The 19,291-nt window shown below is 71.8% G+C and carries 20 protein-coding genes; 5 read left to right on the forward strand and 15 right to left on the reverse strand.

Features of this window, described 5'->3' with window-relative positions:
* Positions 1-23: 23 nt before the first annotated feature.
* Positions 24-161 carry a putative RiPP precursor gene (locus D0D28_RS20655; protein WP_115944531.1) on the reverse strand — a complete coding sequence of 46 codons (138 nt, stop codon included), beginning with the start codon at positions 159-161 and terminating at the stop codon, positions 24-26.
* 168 nt (positions 162-329) lie between these two features.
* On the opposite strand from D0D28_RS20655, the gene D0D28_RS20660 reads away from it, so the two are divergent.
* Entirely contained in the window at positions 330-2,096 is a 1,767-nt protein-coding gene (locus D0D28_RS20660) for an ABC transporter ATP-binding protein (RefSeq protein WP_116111684.1), read from the forward strand.
* A gap of 248 nt (positions 2,097-2,344) precedes the next feature.
* On the opposite strand, the gene D0D28_RS20665 is transcribed toward D0D28_RS20660, so the two are convergent.
* From D0D28_RS20665 to ddaH, 14 genes are all read right to left on the reverse strand, one after another.
* Positions 2,345-3,256 carry a hypothetical protein gene (locus D0D28_RS20665; protein WP_116111671.1) on the reverse strand — a complete coding sequence of 304 codons (912 nt, stop codon included), beginning with the start codon at positions 3,254-3,256 and terminating at the stop codon, positions 2,345-2,347.
* Between the two features lie 5 nt (positions 3,257-3,261).
* Positions 3,262-3,678, reverse strand: coding sequence for a lasso peptide biosynthesis B2 protein (locus D0D28_RS20670; RefSeq protein ID WP_240323279.1), 417 nt, complete (start codon positions 3,676-3,678; stop codon positions 3,262-3,264).
* On the reverse strand, positions 3,675-4,826 hold the full coding sequence (locus D0D28_RS20675) for an asparagine synthase-related protein (RefSeq protein ID WP_240323280.1): 1,152 nt from the start codon (positions 4,824-4,826) through the stop codon (positions 3,675-3,677). Before D0D28_RS20675 ends, D0D28_RS20670 begins: the two co-directional genes overlap by 4 nt.
* A complete protein-coding gene (locus D0D28_RS20680) occupies positions 4,774-5,025 on the reverse strand; it encodes a PqqD family protein (protein ID WP_094003789.1) in 252 nt (83 codons plus the stop codon). The genes D0D28_RS20675 and D0D28_RS20680 overlap by 53 nt, the downstream gene beginning before the upstream one ends.
* 75 nt (positions 5,026-5,100) lie before the next feature.
* On the reverse strand, positions 5,101-6,414 hold the full coding sequence (locus D0D28_RS20685) for a glutamate-1-semialdehyde 2,1-aminomutase (protein WP_116111673.1): 1,314 nt from the start codon (positions 6,412-6,414) through the stop codon (positions 5,101-5,103).
* A gap of 5 nt (positions 6,415-6,419) precedes the next feature.
* Entirely contained in the window at positions 6,420-6,968 is a 549-nt protein-coding gene (locus D0D28_RS20690; RefSeq protein WP_094003787.1) for a dTDP-4-dehydrorhamnose 3,5-epimerase family protein, read from the reverse strand.
* Positions 6,965-8,119, reverse strand: a complete 1,155-nt coding sequence (locus tag D0D28_RS20695) for a polysaccharide pyruvyl transferase family protein (RefSeq protein ID WP_116111674.1) — start codon at positions 8,117-8,119, stop codon at positions 6,965-6,967. Before D0D28_RS20695 ends, D0D28_RS20690 begins: the two co-directional genes overlap by 4 nt.
* Positions 8,116-9,051: a glycosyltransferase family 2 protein gene (locus D0D28_RS20700; protein WP_116111675.1), complete on the reverse strand. Its 936-nt coding sequence runs from the start codon at positions 9,049-9,051 to the stop codon at positions 8,116-8,118. Before D0D28_RS20700 ends, D0D28_RS20695 begins: the two co-directional genes overlap by 4 nt.
* Positions 9,048-10,349, reverse strand: coding sequence for a hypothetical protein (locus tag D0D28_RS20705; RefSeq protein ID WP_116111676.1), 1,302 nt, complete (start codon positions 10,347-10,349; stop codon positions 9,048-9,050). The genes D0D28_RS20700 and D0D28_RS20705 overlap by 4 nt, the downstream gene beginning before the upstream one ends.
* A 19-nt stretch (positions 10,350-10,368) precedes the next feature.
* Positions 10,369-11,391 carry an NAD-dependent epimerase/dehydratase family protein gene (locus tag D0D28_RS20710; RefSeq protein ID WP_116111677.1) on the reverse strand — a complete coding sequence of 341 codons (1,023 nt, stop codon included), beginning with the start codon at positions 11,389-11,391 and terminating at the stop codon, positions 10,369-10,371.
* 3 nt (positions 11,392-11,394) lie between these two features.
* Positions 11,395-11,844 (reverse strand): PIG-L deacetylase family protein, encoded by a 450-nt coding sequence (locus D0D28_RS20715; RefSeq protein ID WP_116111678.1) that lies wholly within the window; start codon positions 11,842-11,844, stop codon positions 11,395-11,397.
* A complete protein-coding gene (locus tag D0D28_RS20720) occupies positions 11,841-12,629 on the reverse strand; it encodes a sugar phosphate nucleotidyltransferase (RefSeq protein WP_094003781.1) in 789 nt (262 codons plus the stop codon). The genes D0D28_RS20715 and D0D28_RS20720 overlap by 4 nt, the downstream gene beginning before the upstream one ends.
* Positions 12,626-13,864: a class I SAM-dependent methyltransferase gene (locus tag D0D28_RS20725; RefSeq protein ID WP_116111679.1), complete on the reverse strand. Its 1,239-nt coding sequence runs from the start codon at positions 13,862-13,864 to the stop codon at positions 12,626-12,628. The genes D0D28_RS20720 and D0D28_RS20725 overlap by 4 nt, the downstream gene beginning before the upstream one ends.
* 82 nt (positions 13,865-13,946) lie before the next feature.
* Positions 13,947-14,777 (reverse strand): dimethylargininase, encoded by an 831-nt coding sequence (gene ddaH, locus D0D28_RS20730; protein WP_240323282.1) that lies wholly within the window; start codon positions 14,775-14,777, stop codon positions 13,947-13,949.
* 73 nt (positions 14,778-14,850) lie between these two features.
* Here ddaH and D0D28_RS20735 point away from each other — a divergent pair, with 73 nt between their 5' ends.
* The 4 genes from D0D28_RS20735 to D0D28_RS20750 all read left to right on the forward strand — a co-directional run bounded on the left by D0D28_RS20735 (position 14,851) and on the right by D0D28_RS20750 (position 19,174).
* Entirely contained in the window at positions 14,851-15,297 is a 447-nt protein-coding gene (locus tag D0D28_RS20735) for an Lrp/AsnC family transcriptional regulator (protein WP_094003778.1), read from the forward strand.
* A gap of 8 nt (positions 15,298-15,305) precedes the next feature.
* A complete protein-coding gene (locus D0D28_RS20740; protein WP_116111686.1) occupies positions 15,306-16,070 on the forward strand; it encodes an enoyl-CoA hydratase in 765 nt (254 codons plus the stop codon).
* A gap of 141 nt (positions 16,071-16,211) precedes the next feature.
* Positions 16,212-18,113 (forward strand): 2-oxoacid:acceptor oxidoreductase subunit alpha, encoded by a 1,902-nt coding sequence (locus tag D0D28_RS20745; protein ID WP_116111681.1) that lies wholly within the window; start codon positions 16,212-16,214, stop codon positions 18,111-18,113.
* Positions 18,110-19,174: a 2-oxoacid:ferredoxin oxidoreductase subunit beta gene (locus D0D28_RS20750; protein ID WP_116111682.1), complete on the forward strand. Its 1,065-nt coding sequence runs from the start codon at positions 18,110-18,112 to the stop codon at positions 19,172-19,174. Before D0D28_RS20745 ends, D0D28_RS20750 begins: the two co-directional genes overlap by 4 nt.
* Positions 19,175-19,291: the final 117 nt, after the last annotated feature.

A 19,291-nucleotide genomic window follows, 5' to 3' on the forward strand; every position in this document is an offset into this window, starting at 1 on the left:
TGGCCGGAACGGGAAAACCCGTGTCACGAGAAGGTCAGATCACCGAAGAGGGTGCCGGCGGCGAAATCGGCGTCGAGCCGCGTTCCCGCCGACTGACCCAGCGTGAGCTCGGACAACGTGCCGATGTCGTCGATGCCCGGTGCGGCGTATTCTTTCTTCATGTCACTCCTTTCCGTTGCTCGTCGACGAAGGAGAGCCGAAGGACCTCGACCGGGATTCGCCCGAATGACCCATTCCGTTACAACCGCCCGGAGAATGTGCTGGTGAAGTTGTCCAACCGGTACCGGAACAATTCCGGGAATTCGTTTCCCCGGCGGTACGATTCGGCGGTGGGGATCAGACGCATCGCGGCCACGCCGCGGTTGATCACGGCCGCGGCGCGGGAGGTCGCGGCGGCCGACCGCGCCGGCACGGCCACCGCGGCGGTCTACCAGGTCATCGGCGCGCTCGGCGCGCTCGGCGTGGTCGCGGCGAGCAAGCTCACCTTCGACGCGTTGCTGCAGCCGGAACACGCGCGCTTCGGCCTCACCGTTTCGTTGCTGGCACTGGCGTTCATGACCGCGCTGTCCGGTTCGGTCGGCGCCCTGCAGACCCAGCAGCACCGGCTGCTCGGCGAACGCGTCTCGCAGCGGGTCTGGGACCGGGTGCTGGACACCACCGCCCGCGCGGACCTGGTGACCTACGAGTCCGCCGGCTTCGCCACGTCGCTGGAACGCGTCCAGCAGAACGCGCTGACCCGGCCGTTCGCCGTGACCACCGCGCTGCTCGGGCTGACCGGGAGCCTGCTCGGGGTGGTCACGATGTCGGCGGTGCTGATCGGGGTCGAACCGCTGCTGGTGCCGGTCCGGCCCGGCGCCGGGCTGCCCGCGGTGCTGCTCGCGCGGTGGGCCAGCCGCACCGAGTTCGCGTTCGCCCACCGGCTGACGCCGCTGTTCCGCCGCCGCAACTACCTGCGCCAGCTGCTCACCCAGCGCCCGTACGCGGCCGAGCTGCGCGCGTTCCACTCGACGAAACCGCTGCGGGCGCGGCACGCCGAGCTCAACACCGAGATCAACGGCGCGCTGCGGCAGCAGGTCCGGCGGCGCCAGCTGATCGCCGGGCTCACCACGATCGGCGTCGCGCTGTCGCTGACCGCCGCGCTGCTGGCGATCGTCGGGCTGGTGCGCAGCGGCCGGATCGACCTGCCCGCGGCGGGCGCGGCCGCGATCGCGGTGCGGTTGCTGAGCAGCCAGCTCGGCACGCTGTTCACCTCGGTCGGCGGGCTGCTCGAATCGGCGCCGTTCCTGGCCGACCTCGAACGGTTCGTCGCGTCGGCCCCGCGCTCGACCGCCGCCGGGGAAAAGCGGCCGCTGCGGCGGGGCGTCGTGCTGCGGGACGTCGGCTTCCGCTACCCCGAGCAGGAGCGGCCCGCGGTCGACTCGGTGGACATCGAGATCGGCGCGGGCGAGGTGGTCGCGCTGGTCGGCGAGAACGGTTCCGGCAAGACGACGCTCGCCAAGATCGTCGCCGGGCTGTACGACCCGGACCGGGGCACGCGCCGCTGGGACGGCGCGGAGGCCCCGCCCGCCGACATCCGCGCGTCGGTGACGGTGATCTTCCAGGACTTCGTGCGGTACCAGATGACGTTGCGCGACAACATCACGATCAGCGACGGCGACCGCCCCGCCGACGAGGAGTCGGTGCACGACGCGGCCCGGCGCGCGGGCGTGCTCGGCGTGACGCGCGAGCTGCCGCACGGCCTGGACACGATGCTCGGCCGGGACCTGGACGAGGGTTTCGACCTCTCCGGCGGGCAGTGGCAGCGGGTGGCGCTGGCGCGGGCGCTGTACCGGGACACCTCGCTGGTGGTGCTGGACGAACCCGCCGCGGCGCTCGACCCGCGCGCCGAGCACGAGCTGTTCACCGACGTCCGGGCCATGCTCGGCGGGCGGGCCGCGCTGCTGATCTCGCACCGCTTCTCGAGCACCCGCATGGCCGACCGGATCTACGTGCTCGACGCGGGCCGCGTGGTGGAGTGCGGCACGCACGACGAGCTGATGGCCCGCGCCGGCCAGTACGCCGAGCTGTACCGCCTCCAGTCAGCGGCCTACCGCTGACCCACCCGCGAGTCCCACACTCAAGCACGCGAGTCCCACACTCAAGCACGCGAGTCCCACACTCAGGCACGCGAGTTCTGCGCTCAGGCAGGCGACTTCGCCGCTGCCGGCGCGCGGGGCGATCGGCGAACTCGCGCACCCGAACGTGGAACACGCGCGCAGGAACGTGGAACTCGCGTGCCCGAACGTGGAACTTGCGTGCGGGAACGTGGGACTCGCGTGCGGGAACGTGGGACTCGCGTGTGGGGTTAGGTGAGGGCCGCCAGGGTGTTGAGCACCTCGTCGCGGAACGGCGGCCCCCACGGCACCGTCGCCTCGAACACCGGCACCTCCGCCACCAGATCGGCCAGCCGCTGGAACGCGAAGTCCATCACCGCCGGATCGCGCCAGCCCAGCACCCGCGGGAACTGGCTCATCCGCACGAACGCCCGCGCCCCGGCCAGCCGCTCCACCGAAACGTCCACAACGGACCGACTTGGCCGCGGGATCACGCACGCGGCCAGCGGCAACGCGTTCGTGGACACGGTGGACCGCAACGCCAGCCGACCGTCGACGGTCGGCCGCACGTCCTCCTCGGCGGCCTCGTCCGCCAGTCCGCGCGCGGCCATCCGCAGCCGGTTCTCCGTGCTCCCCGGGTACACGATCCCGCCGGCATCGACGCGCAGCACGTCGTCGGCCACCAGATCGCACCCGAGCCCGCACAACGCCGCCGCGAGCGTGGACTTCCCCATCCCGGACGCACCCACGAACGCCAGTGCCCGCTCGTCGACCCGCACGGCGCTCGCGTGCAGCACCAGGTGCGAGTTCAGCGTCAGGTGCACGGCCAGCAGCGCGCCCGTCGCGAGCACGGTCAGCAACCCGTGATCGGCCGACGGGTCCAGGTGGTAGGTCACCTCACGCAGCAGCGGGTCGCCGGCGAACTCGCACAGCGACGGGTACCGCAGCACGGTCCGGTTCCCGTCCGTGGCGAGCGTGTAGAACACCCGCCCGTCCGGTTTCGCCAGCTCGGCCAGGCAGCGACCGGGCAGCTCCGCCCGGGGCACCGCGTGATCGGGCCCCCGGCGCAGCACCAGATCCGGCTCGCCGCCGTCGCCGGGTGGCAGCGCCAGCTCGACGTCGCTCCAGACGGTCAGCCCGTGGGCCCGGTAGGTGAAGTCCATTGTGGTCACCCCGCCGATCCGAGAACCGCGTACCGGGCCGCCGTGGGGTCCAGCGCCTTGCCGTCGATCTCCAGCCACGAGTGCGCGGCGAACCGGCCGTCCGCACGCCGCACGCCGATCCGCAGCACCGGCTCCAGGTCCCGCAACCGGTGCCCGATGAGCAGGCACTGGCGCAGGCAGGTGTCCCCGGCCGGCCACCGCGACACCACTAAGTACGAGGCCCGGATGGGCGCCCGCGACCACCGCGGCAGCACCGGCAGCTCGTCCGAGGGTGGTTCCGTGCTGGTCAGATCGCAGCGCACCCCCAACCGGCGGCAGGTTTCCCGCAGGTCCGAGCGCCGCAGGCCGAGCTCGATCCGCACCATCGGGGCAAGCGCCCGCAGCACCTCCCAGGCCAGCCGGGCCCGCCGCCGCCACCTCATGTCGCCTCCGCCAGCCAGGCCTGCTGCAACAGCATCGCGGTGGCGGCCGGCGGCTCGTCGGCCAGCTGCGCGGCCCGCAGCGCGTCCGGGTCGACCAGCGATTCGTCCACACCGGTGCCACCCCAGTCACGCGCGAACTCACGCGAGCACGCCCCGAAGCGGGAGGCGTTGAACCGCGCCTTGTCCCGCCGGGCGAGGACGGCCTCCGGCAGCACCCCGTCGGCCACCAGCCGGGTGCCCGCCGCGCGGGTCATCGGCCGGGTAGCCGCGTAGGACGCGACGAACGACGGATCGGCGAACGGCTCCACCAGCTCGCAGCCGTACTCCGCGGCCGCGTCGGCCCGCGTCCGGAATCCCACCGCGAACGCGCGTGTCGCCAACGCGGTGCGCACGCTGGTCTCCCACCGCAACGGGCGGTCCGCGGCCGCGCGCCACACCACGCGGCGCGGATCCGGCCGCAGCCACGGCATCGGCAGCGACCGGCGCGCGATCCGGCGACGAGCGAACGCGGGCGCCGCGCTCACGGCGAACCGCGCCCAATCGGCCCCGGTCACCCCGCGGCCACGACGGCGCGCCACCGCACGCAGCGTTCCGAGCCGGTGCCCGCCGAGCACCTCGTCCCCCGCGTTGCCGGTGACCAGGCTGCCGCCCGGCGCGTGCGACGCGAGCAGCATCGTGTTGCCCAGCGCCGCCGGATAGACCGGGCCGCGCGCACGCAGCACCGGCCGCACGAGCGGTCCGATCAGGTCCAGCTCGCCGGCGATGTCCCGGCGCACCCAGGAGTCGACGCCGACGTGCCGGATCACCACCTCCTGCCAGGCCGACTCGTCCGCGGCCGCGTCACCGGGGTAGCGGAAGGTCAGCGCGATCGGCGGCGCGAGCCCCTCGCGCGCGGCGAGATCGGCCGCGACCGCCAGCAGCACCGACGAGTCCCGCCCACCGGAAAAGGCGATCACACACGGCTCGCGCCGCAACGCCGGTCGCAGGGCGGTCCGCAGCGCGCGCACCGGGTCCGTGGGCACGCCGAGCGGAAACGGGGCGGCACCGAGGGGCTGACCGGCCGCGATGTCCAGTGTGGACAGCCGCGGCGGCGCCTCAGTGGAGGAGCTGGGCATCGCGGAGCCGGCCGAGGAAGGTCTCGATGTCACGGCGCGCGGTGTCCGCGTCGATCTCGTACTCGCTGGTGATCACGCCGACCAGGTCCTCGACCGACCGCTCCTCGGCGAGCAGCTCGAACAGCCGCGTGCCGACCCCGGTGATGGTGAAGTACTTCGAGGTCGACAGGCTGAGCACGATCGTCTCGTCACCGATGGTGCGAGCCGAGATGTCGGATGCCCGTACACGCATGGCGGCCCTCCCGGAACTGGCGGCTTACCAGGGGGTCGCGGACGACCACCGCCCTGTTACGCCGGACGCCCCCCGTCAGGCGTACGGCCGGAACACCGGCTTGACCGAGCGGCCGCCGATCCACGGCGTCGGGTCCTGGGCGTCCAGCGCCTTCCGGTACACGGTGCACGCCTGGGCCACCACGTCCACCGTCCGGTCGATGTCGGCCTCCGTCAGGGCGCTGCTCACCACGAACGACGGCCCGAGCACACCCCCGGCGACCAGCTGCCGCAGGAACAGCGTCCGGTACGGCTGGGACGGCCGCAGCTGCTCGTCGAGCGTGCCGAACACCAGGTTGCTCGCCCGGCCGCGCACCACGACGTGCTCGCCGACGCCCATCGCCGCCGCCACGTCCCGCACCCCGGACGCCAGGCGCTCGCCGAGCGCGTGCAGCCGCGCCGCGATGCCCTCCTGGACGTAGGTGTCCATGACGGCCATCGCCGCGGCCAGCGAGTGGGTTTCCGCGCCGTGCGTGGTGGACAGCAGGAACACCCGCTCGCGCGTGTGCCGCAGCCCGCCCAGCTCCATCAGCTCCCGCTTGCCGGCCAGCGCGGACACCGCGAACCCGTTGCCCAGGGCCTTGCCGAACGTCGACAGGTCCGGCGTCACCCCGTAGTAGCCCTGCGCGCCCGCCTCCGACCAGCGGAAACCGGTGATCATCTCGTCGAAGATCAGCACCACGCCGTAGGCGTCGGCCAGCGCACGCAGCCCCTCCAGGTACCCGGGCGGCGGCTCGACCGCGTTCGCGGCCTCCAGCACCAGGCACGCCACGTCGTGCTGCCGCAGGATCTCCTCGGTCGCGGCCAGGTCGCCGTACGGGAACCGCACGGTCAGCGCGCCGGCCACGTCCGGGATCCCGGCCGGCATGCCGGTGGTGCCGATGAACCAGTCGTCGGTGGAGAAGAACGGCTGGTCGGCGCAGATCGCGACCACCCGCCGCCCGGTCGCCGCCCGCGCGAGCCGGACCGCGGCGGTGGTGACGTCCGAGCCGTTCTTGGCGAACTTGACCATCTCCGCGGTCGGCACGGTCGCCAGGAACTTCTCGGCCGCGGCCAGCTCGACGGTGGAGGGCCGCACGAAGTTGCTGCCCCGGTCCAGCTCGCGCCGCACGGCCTCGACCACCCGCGGGTGCGCGTGCCCGAGACTCACCGACCGCAGCCCGGAGCCGTACTCGATGTAGGAGTTGCCATCCACGTCCCACACGTGCGCGCCGCGGCCGTGGGAGATGACCGGCGCCAGCCCCTCGGGGTACTGGTCCTCCCCCTTGGCGTAGGTGTGCGCGCCACCGGGCACGAGCTGGTGCAGGCGCTCGTTGAGCTCGGTGGACCGGGGCAGGAACTGGGCGTCCATGACTGTCACCTCAGGGTCTTCAGAACTTCGGCGAGCGCGGGCGCGCGCCGGTCGCGGTCGGAGGTCAGGGTGACCGGCAGCGGCCACGGGATGGCCAGGTCCGGGTCGTCGAAGGCGATGGTGACGTCCTCGGACGGGTCGTGCGGCCGGTCGATGCGGTAGGAGACGTCGGCGGGGTCGGTCAGCGCCTGGAAGCCGTGCGCGCAGCCCGCCGGCACGTACACGCTGACCTGGGTGTCGCCGGAGAGCTGGAAGTACTCGGTGTTGCGGAAGGTCGGCGAGTCCGGACGCAGGTCGACCACGACGTCGAACACCTCGCCGTAGGAGCACCGGACCAGTTTGGCCTCTCCGGCGCCGGAGCGCAGGTGCATTCCGCGGATCACGCCCTTGACCGACCGGGACAGGCTGTCCTGCGCGAAGCCGTCCGGGTCGATGCCCACGGAGGCGACGACCTCGCGGTCGAACGTACGCGAGAAGAACCCGCGCGCGTCGGCGTGCGGTGTCGGTTCGAACAACCACGCCCCGGCGATGCCGGGTACCGGTACGGCCTTCACGGCCGGCTCCCTTCGACGACGGATTCGGACATCATGGCGAACTGGTGCGCGAGCCGCTCGGTCGTCACACGATTGCGTTCCCCCAGTACGGCGACCAGCTCCTCCCGCCGGTCCAGCAGCTCGCGGAACCGCCGCACCAGCCGGTCGAAGTCCGGCTCCCGGGCGGACAGGGCGAACTCGCCGAGCCCCATCGCCTCCATCAGCACGTCGTTCTTGCGCGCGTAGCCCAGCGAGATCGCCGGCTTCCCGGTCTTCAGCGCGCACAGCACGTTGTGGTAGCGCGTGGCGACGACGACGTCCACCTCGGCCATCTGGCGCATGAGGTCGGTCAGCGAGGCCGGCGGTTCGGCGGTGACGTCGGCGTCCGCCAGCTCGGCGAGGATCTCGGCGACCACCTCGTCGTCGGCGGCGTCGCCGGTGAACAGCCGCACGGGCCGTCCCTCGTCGGCCAGCAGGCGCACGAACCGCTTCACGGTAGTCAGGTAGGCGCGGTTGATCTCGCCGGCCCGGGCCCGGTCGTCGTTGCCGCCGTGGAAGGACATGACCCCGACGCCGACCGCGCCGGACGAGGGCCGGGGCTCGGGATCGGCCAGCCCGAACGCCAGGTCCGGGAACACCGCGTCGGCGCGCACGTCGACGCCCATGCGGGCCATCGCCTGCCGCGAGTGCTCGTCCCGGTAGGACCGGTAGTGCGCGAGCCGCGCGGCGCGCGTGATCACCCACCGGGTGGCGCGCTGGCGGACCACGTCGGCGCCGACGTTGACGAGCGCGACCTTGGTGCCGGTGAGGCGGGCGGTCAGCCCGAGCAGCAGCAGCGAGTAGGGAAACCCCCAGGGCCGCAGCGGAAGCGTCGCCTCCAGCACTCCCATGCCGGGCACGATCACCACGTCGTGGCGGCGCACCCAGCGGCCGATCCACAGCGGGTCCGCGACCTTGCCGAGCACCTTGGCCGGCAGCGTCTCCGAGCGGAACCAGTGCAGCCGCCGCGCCGGGATGCCGTACCGCCCGCTGACCTCCTCCGGGCCGCCGCACAGGGCGTCCACGACCGCGTCCGGGTGCGCCCGCCGCAGGTGGTCCAGCAGGGCGGCCAGGGAACCGTCGTTGCCGAGGTTGCCTTGTCCCAGCAGGCCGAAGACGCCGACGCGCATCACTCGCCCCCGCGCCCGGCCACCACCGAGTCGACCACGACGTCCAGGTCGTTCTCGACGCGGGCGAACTCCTCCGACGGTTCCCGCCGCAGCGCGCGCCGGGCCAGCCACTCGCCCAGGTGGCGGTAGCACTCGCGGCGCTGCGCGGGTGTGATCGGCGCGCGCTGGACGATCCGGATCCAGCCCCACACGTAGCCGCCGAGCAGCCGGGCGGTCGGGTGCCGGAGCGGGTCGGCGCGCTTCGGGTCCAGGTTCGCGCAGCGGGACCGGATGGTCTTGTTGGCCCGCTCCGCGCGGTCCGGGTGGTCGCGCCGGAAGTACAGCAGCTCGGGGACCTGGTGGAACGGGCCCTGCAGCGCGATGTCGGCGACGAACGTCCGGTCGGCGTGGTGGTAGCTGTCGTGCGGCCGCACCCGGCGCAGCGCGGCCGAGCGGATCACCCCGTAGAAGTCGTCACCGCCGTCGGCGAACAGCAGCGCGCGGAACCGGGCCGGCGGGTGCGGGGAGTCCGTGGCGAGCCGGTACTCGAACGGCGCGGTCACCCCGCCCGCGCCGTCGATGATGGCCGTCCCGGCGTGCGCGAGGACCACCTCCGGGTGCTCGTCCAGCGCGTCCACGCACCGCCGCAGCAGGTCCCGCCCGTACAGGTCGTCGTGCGAGGCCCACTTGAACAGCTCGCCGCGCGCCTCGCGGAACACGAAGTTGTGGTTGGGCGCGGCGCCGATGTTCTCCGCCAGCGGGATGAACCGGATCCGCGAGTCCTGTTTCGCGAACCGGCGGCAGATGTCCGCGGTGCCGTCGGTCGAGGCGTTGTCCGAGATGATGAGCTCGAAGTCCTCGTACGTCTGGCCGAGCAGCGCTTCCAGGGACTCGGCCAGGTACTCCTCGCCGTTGTGGACGGGCAGTCCGATGCTCAGCCGGGGTGTGCCGGTCATGTGGTCCTCATTTCCTCGGATGTGACGGCCGGATCGCGTTCACGGAGGCAGGCCTCCAGTTCGAGCCACCGCGCCGCGGCGCCGAGCACGCTGCCGACGACGGCGCCCCAGCTGGAGCCGAGGGCGCCGCCCAGCGCGGCGCCGATCAACCCGCCCCCGACGTAGCCCGCGAACGTGACCACCTCGGCGCGCAGGCCGCGGCCCGCCGCGCCGAGCGCCCGCAACGCGGAGGAGGAGCCGGTGGTGAAGCTCGCGGCGGCGATGGCGAGCGTGGCCGGCAGGATCAGCGCGGCGGCCGACTCCCACACGTCGCCGAGCAGGTAGCGGCCGACGGACTCGGGCAGCAGCACCATCAGCGCCACGCCCCACGCCATCGCGGCGGCGGCCTGACCGCCGCCGAGCAGCAGGGCGAACAGGCGGAGCCGGTGCGGCCGCTCCCGGACCACCCGCGCCGCCTCGGAGACGGTGACCAGCGACAACCCGATCAGGACCGCCATGAACGGCCCGAGCAGCAACTGGGAGCCGCGGACCGCACCGACGTCGGCCAGCCCGGCGATCGCGCCCAGCCCGTACATGCGGAGCTGCCCGGACCCGGCCACCAGGACGTTCTCGGCGAGGAACCGGCTGCCCAGGTCGCGGTGCTCGCGCACCCACGCGCGCGCCCCGGTCCAGGTCGGCGTCATCCGCGTCTGCCAGCAGCCGTACAGCCCGGCGACCGCCGCCGACAGCCCCCACGCGAGCAGGAAACCGACCACGCTGCCGTGCAGCACCGCCAGGACCAGCGCCGGCACCAGGGCGGCCGTCCACACCAGGTCGTTGACGAAGGCCTTGTGCCCCTGCCCGGAGGCGAAGAACGCGAACCGCCAGCTGTCCTGCAGCATCAGGCCCGGCAGGATGACGCCGAGCGCGACGAACGCGCCGCCGACGGAGCCGCCGATCGCGATCCCCGCCAGCGCGCTCACCACACCGGTGCCGGTCCCGACGAGCAGCGCGGTCGCGGTGGAGCGCGCCACCGCGCCCCGCCAGAGGTCGGTCGCGACCCCGCTGAACCGGACGGCCAGCGGATCCGTCGCCAGCCCCCGGGACAGGCCGAGCACCACGCCGTAGGTCACCCAGGCGAGCGTGAAGACGCCGAACGCCGCCGCGCCGAGCGAGCGGGCCACGACGACGCCGACGAAGAAGTTGCTGAGGCTGGACACCGCCTGGTCGCCGAGGCCCCAGCTGAGCCGGCCGGCCATCGCGCGCAGCGGTGACCCGCGCACCAGCCGGTGCCGACCGGGCTTTCCCGTCACCGCCATCGCACTACTCCGCCACCGATCACACGAACCGCAGGGTGTCGTCGACCGCGCCGGCCTCGCGGTGCTGCTTCAGCCGAGCGAGCCGGGTGAAGCTGCGCTCGAACGAGGAGCGGGTCAGCCCGTGCCGCTGGTAGGCCTCGACCAGCTCGACCGCACCGTCCTTGACCGACCACTCGCAGGTGAAGCCGGGAATCGCGGCGCGGAAGCGGGAGAAGTCGACCCGGTAGGACCGCGGGTCGGCGCCGGCCTCGCCGGTGATCCGCAGCCGCGAGCCCGGCACGGCCTCGACGACCTGCTCGGCGATCTCGGCGACGGTCACGTTGTTGCGCTCGGTGCCGATGTTGAACGCCTTGTCGTGCACCGCTTCGCGGGGCGCTTCCAGCGCGGCGGTGAAGGCCCGTGCGATGTCCCGGGCATGCACCAGCGGCCGCCACGGCGTGCCGTCGGAGAGCACCAGCACCTCACCGGACAGGCACGCGTGCCCGACCAGGTTGTTCAGCACGATGTCCGCCCGCAGCCGCGGCGAGAAGCCGAACGCGGTCGCGTTGCGCAGGTAGACCGGGGAGAAGCCGTCGTCGGCCAGCGCGTGCAGGTCGTCCTCGACGAGCACCTTCGACTCCGCGTACGGCGTCACCGGCCGCAGCGGCGCGTCCTCGCCGACCAGGTCCGCGCCACCGGAAGCGCCGTAGACCGAGCAGGTGGAGGCGTAGAGGAAGCGGGACACCCCGGCGTCCTTCGTCAGCCGGGCCAGCCGGACGGCGGCCTTGTGGTTGATCTCGTAGGTCAGCTCGGGCGCCAGCGCGCCCAGCGGGTCGTTGGACAGCGCCGCCAGGTGGATCACGGCGTCCACACCGGACACCTGCGCCGGCGTGACGTCCCGCAGGTCCACCCGGTGCCCGGGCGGGTCGTGCGGCTTCGGGCCGAGCACGCACTCGTCGAACAGGCCGGAGTCGAGCCCGATCACCTCGTGCCCGGCGGCGGTGAGCACCGGGGCCATCACCGTGCCCAGGTACCCCTTGTGGCCGGTCAGCAGCACACGCATGGCTCAGCCCTCCAGCTGGAGACACAACTTCCTGACGTGGAAGGCCTCCGCGTACCGCGCCTCCCGGTCGTACCAAGGACGATGTCGCTGCGAGGGGTAGTGCCGTTGCAGCAATCCGGCTTTTTTCTCGGCGAGTTCGTCGCGCAGCGACACGTACACCGACGGTGCGCCGAGGTCGCCGTCCCCGAAGATCAGGTCCGGTTCGGTGCGCACCCGCAGCTCCTCGAGCGCGTTCTTGACCTCGTCCCAGTGCGCGCCCGGGCAGAACGCCGCGAGCGCCGCGCGTTCCTCGTCCTCGCGCTGGGTGCCGCCGCCGGAGAGCACCAGTGCGTCCACCCGCAGACCGGGCCGGCTCAGTGTGAGCAGGGTGCCGCCCGCGCCGATCGCGATGTCGTCGCAGTGGGCGCCGAGCACCACGATCCGCTCGAGCCGCTCCGGAACCAGCCCGGTCACGCCGGCACTCGGTCCTTGTCCCACAGCGCCCACGGGCGCACCCCGCGCGTGTAGCCCTCGTCCAGCGCGTACCGCTCCTTGACGGTGTCCGTCGGCTTCCAGAAGCCGCGGTAGGGGTAAGCCAGCAGGCGGCCGCGCTTGGCCAGTTCGGCGCACCCGTCGGCGACCAGGTCGCCGTTCTCCGGGATGTGGTCGAACACCTCCTGGCGCAGCACGAAGTACCCGCCGTTCTCCCACAGCGGCATCTCGCTCACCGCGGTGATCGACCCGACCAGGCCGCCCTCGTCCATCTCCACGCAGTGGAACGACGACTGCGGCGGCACGACCATCATGGACGCGCCCGCGTCGGACTTCGCGAACCGCTCGATCATCGACGGCAGCGGCGCGTCGGTGAGCACGTCGGCGTAGTTGGCCAGGAACATCTCGTCACCGCCGAGGTGCTCCCGGACCCGGCGCAGCCGTTCCCCGATCGGCGATTCGATGCCGGTCTGCACGAACGAGATCGTCCAGTCCGCGATGTCGGTGGACAGCAGCTCCGCCTTGCCGCCGCGCAGCACGAAGTCGTTGGAGGTGGTTTCCTCGTAGTTGAGGAAGAAGTCCTTGATGTGGTGGGCGCCGTAGCCGAGGCACAGGATGAACTCGGTGTGCCCGAAGTGCGCGTAGTACCGCATCACGTGCCAGATCAGCGGCCGGGGACCGACCATCGCCATGGGCTTGGGCACGTCGGAGGCGGTGCCGCCGCGCATCCGCATTCCGTACCCGCCGCAGAACAGGACGACCTTCACGTTGGGTTCACCTCGACGATCTCCAGGCGGGGTATGGGGAAGACCAGCTTGCCGCCCCACTCCCCGACGTAGGACAGCTGCTGGGTCAGTTCGTCCCGCAGGTTCCAGGGCAGGACCAGGACGTAGTCGGGCCGGTCCGCGGCGATGCGGTCCGGCGGCAGGATCGGGATGCGCGTGCCCGGCGTGAACCGGCCGTGCTTGTACGGGTTGCGGTCGACCGTGTACGCGAGCAGGTCCGGCCGGATGCCGCAGTGGTTGAGCAGGGTGTTGCCCTTGCCCGGCGCGCCGTAGCCGGCCACCGTGCGGCCCGTGTCGGCCGCGTCGACGAGGAACCGCAGCAGGTCGCGGCGCACCCGGGCGACCCGCGCGGCGAACTCGGTGTAGCCGGAGAGCTCGTGCAGCCCGGCGGCCTTCTCCCGGGCCAGCACGTCGATCACGCGGTGGCTCGGGTCACCGGCCGCTTCCACGGGCCGGGCCCACAGCCGGATGGAGCCGCCGTGGGTCGGCAGCAGCTCGACGTCCACAAGGGACAGTCCGCCGGAAGCGAGCGCCCGCTGCGCCGAAGCCACCGAGTAGTACTGGAAGTGCTCGTGGTAGATCGTGTCGTACTGGGTTTTCTCGATGAGCGTGAGCAGGTGCTGCACCTCGATCGACACCCAGCCGTCGTCGGCGACCAGCGCGCGCAGGCCCTTGGTGAAGCCGATGACGTCCGGGATGTGCGCGTAGACGTTGTTGGCCACCACCAGATCCGCGGGCCCGTGCTCGGCCCGCACCGCCGCGCCGGTCTCCGGCCCGAGGAACGCGGTCAGCGTCGGCACGCCCGCGTCCCGGGCGGCCTGGCCGACGTTCACCGACGGCTCCACGCCGAGGCAGCGGATGCCCTGTGCCACAACGTGTTTGAGCAGGTACCCGTCGTTGCTGGCGACCTCGACGACGAACGAGTCGCCGTCCAGCCCCAGCCGGTCCACCGCACCCGCGACGAACCGGCCCGCGTGGTCCACCCAGGATTCCGAATACGACGAGAAGTACGCGTATTCGGTGAACGTTTCCTCCGGCGTGATCAACGGCGGGATCTGCGCGAGCCAGCAGTCCGTGCACACCCGCAGGTGCAACGGAAAGGTATTTTCCGACTCGTCCAGTCGCGCTTCGGTCAGGAACGCCTCGCACGGCGGAGTCGCCCCGAGATCGACGACGCTGGCCAGCTGTGTCGAGCCACAGAGTCGGCAGGTGGTCATGCTCCTGATTCGGGAGACGCGAAGGCCCTGTTACAGACACCGTCCGCGTTTCGCCCACCGAGCCCGAAATGAGACCCGCGACCTACTTGCGGATCTCCAGCGTGCAGCACTTCGGACCGCCGCCTGCCTTGCGCAGCTCGGAGATGTCGACGAGCACCGGTTCGTAGCCGTGAGCCGCGAGCCGGTCGGCCAGCTCCGTGGCCTCCACCGGCAGCACCACGTTGCGCCCGTCGGACACGCCGTTGAGGCCGAAGCACTCCGCGTCGGCCGCCGTCGCGAGCACCGCGTCGGGGAACAGGCGCGCCAGGACGCGGCGCGAGCCGGCCGAGAACGCCTCCGGGTAGTACGCGATCTGCGCCGGCGTGGTGTCGGTCGCCTCGCTGAGCACGAACAGCGCGGTGTCCAGGTGGTAGTAACGCGGGTCGGTCAGCCGCAGCGACAGCACCGGCACCCCGAGCACCTCCTGGGCCTCGGCGTGCGCGGCGGGGTCGGTGCGGAACCCGGTGCCGGCCAGCAGCATCCGGCCGGTCCAGGCGAAGTCGCCCTCGGCCTCGTTCACGTACGACGGCATGACGACGTCGCGGTAGCCGTGCTCGACGAACCAGCGGCGGAAGTGCTCGGCCGCGGCGGTGCGCTGCGGGGCGCGGAAGCGGGCGCCGAGCACCCGGCCGTCGACGACGGTGCCGGAGTTGGCGGCGAAGACCATGTCCGGCAGCCCGGGCTGCGGCTCGATCTCCTCGACCGTGTGCCCGAGGCGGCGGTAGGTGTCGCGCAGCTCGCGCCACTGCTCCATCGCGCGCTCGGCGCTGACCGGCTGCGTCGGGTCCATCCAGGGGTTGATCGCGTACTCGACGGCGAAGAACCGGGGCGGGCACATGAGGTACCGGCGGGTAGTCGGAACCCGAGTCGTCATGAGTTCACGGTATGGCTCGATTCAGGGACAAGCAATCGCTGTTTCTTGCTCATTCACCTGCTAAACATTGCGTGTGAACACCCTCGATCAGCAGATCGTTTCGTGCCTCGTCACGAATGCGCGCGCCAGCTACGCCGAGATCGGGAAGGTCGTCGGGCTGTCCGCCCCGGCGGTCAAACGCCGGGTCGACCGGCTGCTGGAGACCGGGGTGTTGCGCGGCTTCACGGCGGTGGTCGACCCGGAGGCGCTGGGCTGGGGCACCGAGGCGTTCGTCGAGGTGCACTGCCGCGGCAACATCTCCCCGGCGCGCATCCGGGCGCGGCTGGAGCCGCTGCCGGAGGTGGTCGCCGCGTACACGGTGACCGGCGCGGCGGACGCCATCGTGCACCTGCGGGCCGCCGACATCCACCAGCTGGAGATGGCGCTGGAGCGGGTGCGCGGGCTGGAGATCGTCGACCGGACGGTGTCCACCGTGGTGCTGTCCCGTCTCCTTGAGCGCCCGCCCAACCCCACGACATGATGGCCGTCATGACCGAACGCATCGTGGCCGAACGGCGCGGACGAGTCGCGGTGATCACCGTCGACGCCCCGCAGCGGCGAAACTCGCTGACCCTGGCGCTTTCCACCGAACTGGCCCAGGCCGTCGCCGACGCCGAGCAGGACCGGAACGTGCACGCGCTGGTCGTCACCGGCACCCCGCCGGCGTTCTGCGCCGGAGCCGACCTGACGACGCTGGGCAGCGCGCAGGAGGAGGGACTGCGGGCGGTCTACGAGGGTTTTCTCGCCGTGGCCCGGTCGCCGCTGCCGACGATCGCGGCGGTCGGCGGCGCGGCCGTCGGCGCCGGGCTGAACCTCGCGCTCGCCGCGGACGTCCGCCTCGCCGGCCCGCGCGCCAAGTTCATCCCGCGGTTCCTCGAACTCGGCCTGCACCCCGGCGGCGGATTCACGTGGATGCTGCAGCGTGCGGTGGGTATCCAGCAGGCGCGGGCGATGACGTTGTTCGGCCAGTCGCTGGACGCCGCGGCGGCCGAGGCGGCCGGGCTGACGTTGCGCACCGTGGACGGCGACCACGACGACCTGCTGGAGGCGGCACTGGAACTGGCGAAACCGGCGGCGGACGCACCGCGGGAGGTGGTCCTCGCGACCAAGTTCTCGATGCGGCAAACCTCGACCATGGCCGAGCATTCCCGCGCAGTGGACACGGAGATCGAACCGCAGGTGAAGTCGCTGAATTCCCCCGACTTCGCGGAACGGCTCGCCTCGATGCAGGCGAAGATCACCACGCGGAACTAGATGTTACCGTAAGTTACGGGTAACCGGGATCACACCGCCGATTCGCGTCACAGAACAGCAAGTAAGGTGGAGGTATCGGCGGAAGTGTGCCCAGCCGGCCACGAAGACGCGGCCTGTCGGGAGAGAGGGATTCTCTGACCCATGAGCACGAGCACGAACGGCAACGGTGTGCTGTCGGCGAGCCGGCCCACTGAAGTCGCCAAGCTGGACCGCGTGGTCATCCGGTTCGCGGGCGACTCCGGCGACGGTATGCAGCTGACCGGTGACCGGTTCACCTCGGAGGCGGCGGCCTTCGGCAACGACCTGGCCACGCTGCCGAACTTCCCCGCCGAGATCCGCGCGCCACAGGGCACCATCCCGGGCGTCTCGTCGTTCCAGGTGCACTTCGCCGACTACGACATCCTGACCCCCGGCGACCGGCCGGACGTGCTGGTGGTGATGAACCCCGCGGCGCTCAAGGCGAACCTGCGGGACGTGCCCAACGGCGGCACGATCATCGTCAACACCGACGAGTTCACCAAGCGCAACCTGACCAAGGTGGGCTACGACGCGGATCCGCTGGCGGACGACACGCTGTCGGCGTTCCAGGTGCACAAGGTCGCCATGTCGACCCTGACGCAGGGGGCGCTGGAGGGCACCGGGCTGGGCAAGAAGGACGCCGAGCGGTGCAAGAACATGTTCGCACTCGGGTTGCTGTCCTGGATGTACCACCGGCCCACCGAGGGCACCGAGGCGTTCCTGCGCGAGAAGTTCGCGAAGAAGCCGGACATCGCCGAGGCCAACATCCTGGCCTTCCGCGCGGGCTGGAACTACGGCGAGACCACCGAGTCGTTCGCCACCACCTACGAGGTGGCGCCGGCGAAGCTGAACAAGGGCACCTACCGGCAGATCACCGGCAACACGGCGTTGGCGTACGGGATCGTGGCGGCCGAGCAGCGGGCCGGGCTGCCGGTGCTGCTGGGCACGTACCCGATCACGCCGGCCTCGGACATCCTGCACGAGCTGTCCCGGCACAAGAACTTCGGCGTGCTGACCTTCCAGGCCGAGGACGAGATCGCCGGCATCGGCGCCGCCCTGGGCGCCTCCTACGGCGGGGCACTGGGCGTCACCTCGACCTCCGGGCCGGGGGTGGCGCTCAAGTCGGAGACCATCGGCCTCGGCGTGATGCTGGAGCTGCCGCTGGTGGTGATCGACGTGCAGCGCGGCGGGCCGTCCACCGGTCTGCCGACCAAGACCGAGCAGGCCGACCTGCTGCAGGCGATGTTCGGCCGCAACAGCGAGTCGCCGCTGCCGGTGATCGCGCCGCAGTCCCCCGGGGACTGCTTCGCGGCGGCGATCGAGGCGGTGCGGATCGCGTTGAAGTACCGGACGCCGGTGATGATCCTGTCCGACGGCGCGAACGCCAACGGCTCGGAGCCGTGGCTGATCCCGGACGTCGAGGACCTGCCTGATCTTTCGGTGGAGTTCGCCACCGAGCCGAACGCGGCGGACGGCTCCGGTGAGTTCTGGCCGTACGTGCGTGACCCGGAGACGCTGGCCCGCGCGTGGGCGGTGCCCGGCACCCCGGGGCTGGAGCACCGCATCGGTGGTCTGGAGAAGCAGGACGGCAAGGGCAACATCTCCTACGACCCGGACAACCACGACCACATGGTCCGGCTGCGGCAGGCCAAGATCGACGGCATCGACGTGCCGGACCTGGAGGTCGACGACCCGTCCGGCGAGGCGCGGGTGCTCGCGCTCGGCTGGGGTTCGACGTTCGGCCCGATCGGCGCCGCGGCCCGGCGGGTGCGCAAGCTGGGCATCCCGATCGCGCAGGCGCACCTGCGGCACCTGAACCCGTTCCCGCGCAACCTGGGCGAGGTCCTGGCCCGCTACGACCGGGTCGTGGTGCCGGAGATGAACCTGGGCCAGCTCGCGCTGCTGCTGCGGGCGAAGTACCTCGTGGACGTGCACTCCTACACCAAGGTCGCCGGCCTGCCGTTCAAGGCCGAGGAACTGCAGCACGTCTTCACCGACATCATCGAAGGAGCGCTGACCCGATGACCGCCACGGATCTCGGTCTTCCCCAGCTCGGTGGCCTGGACCTGGTGCCGACCACGGACGAGACCCAGAAGGCGAAGGACTTCAAGTCCGACCAGGAAGTGCGCTGGTGCCCGGGCTGCGGTGACTACGTCGTGCTCAACACGGTGCAGTCGTTCCTGCCCACGCTGGGGTTGCAGCGCGAGAACATCGTGTTCGTCTCCGGCATCGGGTGTTCGTCGCGGTTCCCGTACTACCTCAACACCTACGGGATGCACTCGATCCACGGTCGCGCCCCGGCGATCGCGACCGGCCTGGCGACGACGCGGCCGGACCTGTCGGTGTGGGTGGTGACCGGTGACGGCGACGCGCTGTCGATCGGCGGCAACCACCTGATCCACGCGCTGCGGCGGAACGTGAACATCAAGATCCTGCTGTTCAACAACCGGATCTACGGCCTGACGAAGGGCCAGTACTCGCCGACGTCCGACCCCGGCACGGTCACCAAGTCCACGCCGATGGGTTCGGTGGACACGCCGTTCAACCCGATCTCGCTGGCGCTGGGCGCGGAGGCCACGTTCGTCGGCCGTGCGCTGGACAGTGACAAGAAGGGCCTGACGGAGGTGCTCACCGCGGCGGCGCAGCACCGCGGTTCGGCGCTGGTGGAGATCTACCAGAACTGCCCGATCTTCAACGACGGCGCCTTCGATGTGCTGAAGGACAAGGACGAGGCCGCGCACCGGATCATCCCGCTGCGCGCGGGCGAGCCGATCCGCTTCGGCCCGGAGGCCGAGTACGGCGTGGTACCCAACCGCTGGGGCGGTTTCGAGATCGCGAAGGTGGCCGAGGTCGGGGAGGAGGAGCTGATCGTCCACGACCCGTCCATCGCGGACACTGCGTACGCCTTCGGGTTGTCCCGAATCGGCGACCAGCACCTCAACCACACCCCGACGGGCATCTTCCGCCAGGTGGCCCGCCCCACGTACGACGACCAGGCCCGCGCGCAGGTGGAACAGGCCAGGACGGCGAAGCCGGCGGACCTGCAGGCCCTGCTGACGGGCAAGGACACCTGGACGGTCGACTGACGCTCGAGGCCCCGCACCACCCACCGGTGCGGGGCCTTCGTCTTTCCGCCCCAGACCTCACTCCACCCCCGGCACGCGCCCCCGGGGCGCGTGCCGGGGGTGGAGTGAGGTCTGGGG

The sequence above is a fragment of the Amycolatopsis ruanii genome (assembly GCF_003385175.1).
Lineage (GTDB): Bacteria > Actinomycetota > Actinomycetes > Mycobacteriales > Pseudonocardiaceae > Amycolatopsis_E > Amycolatopsis_E thermalba.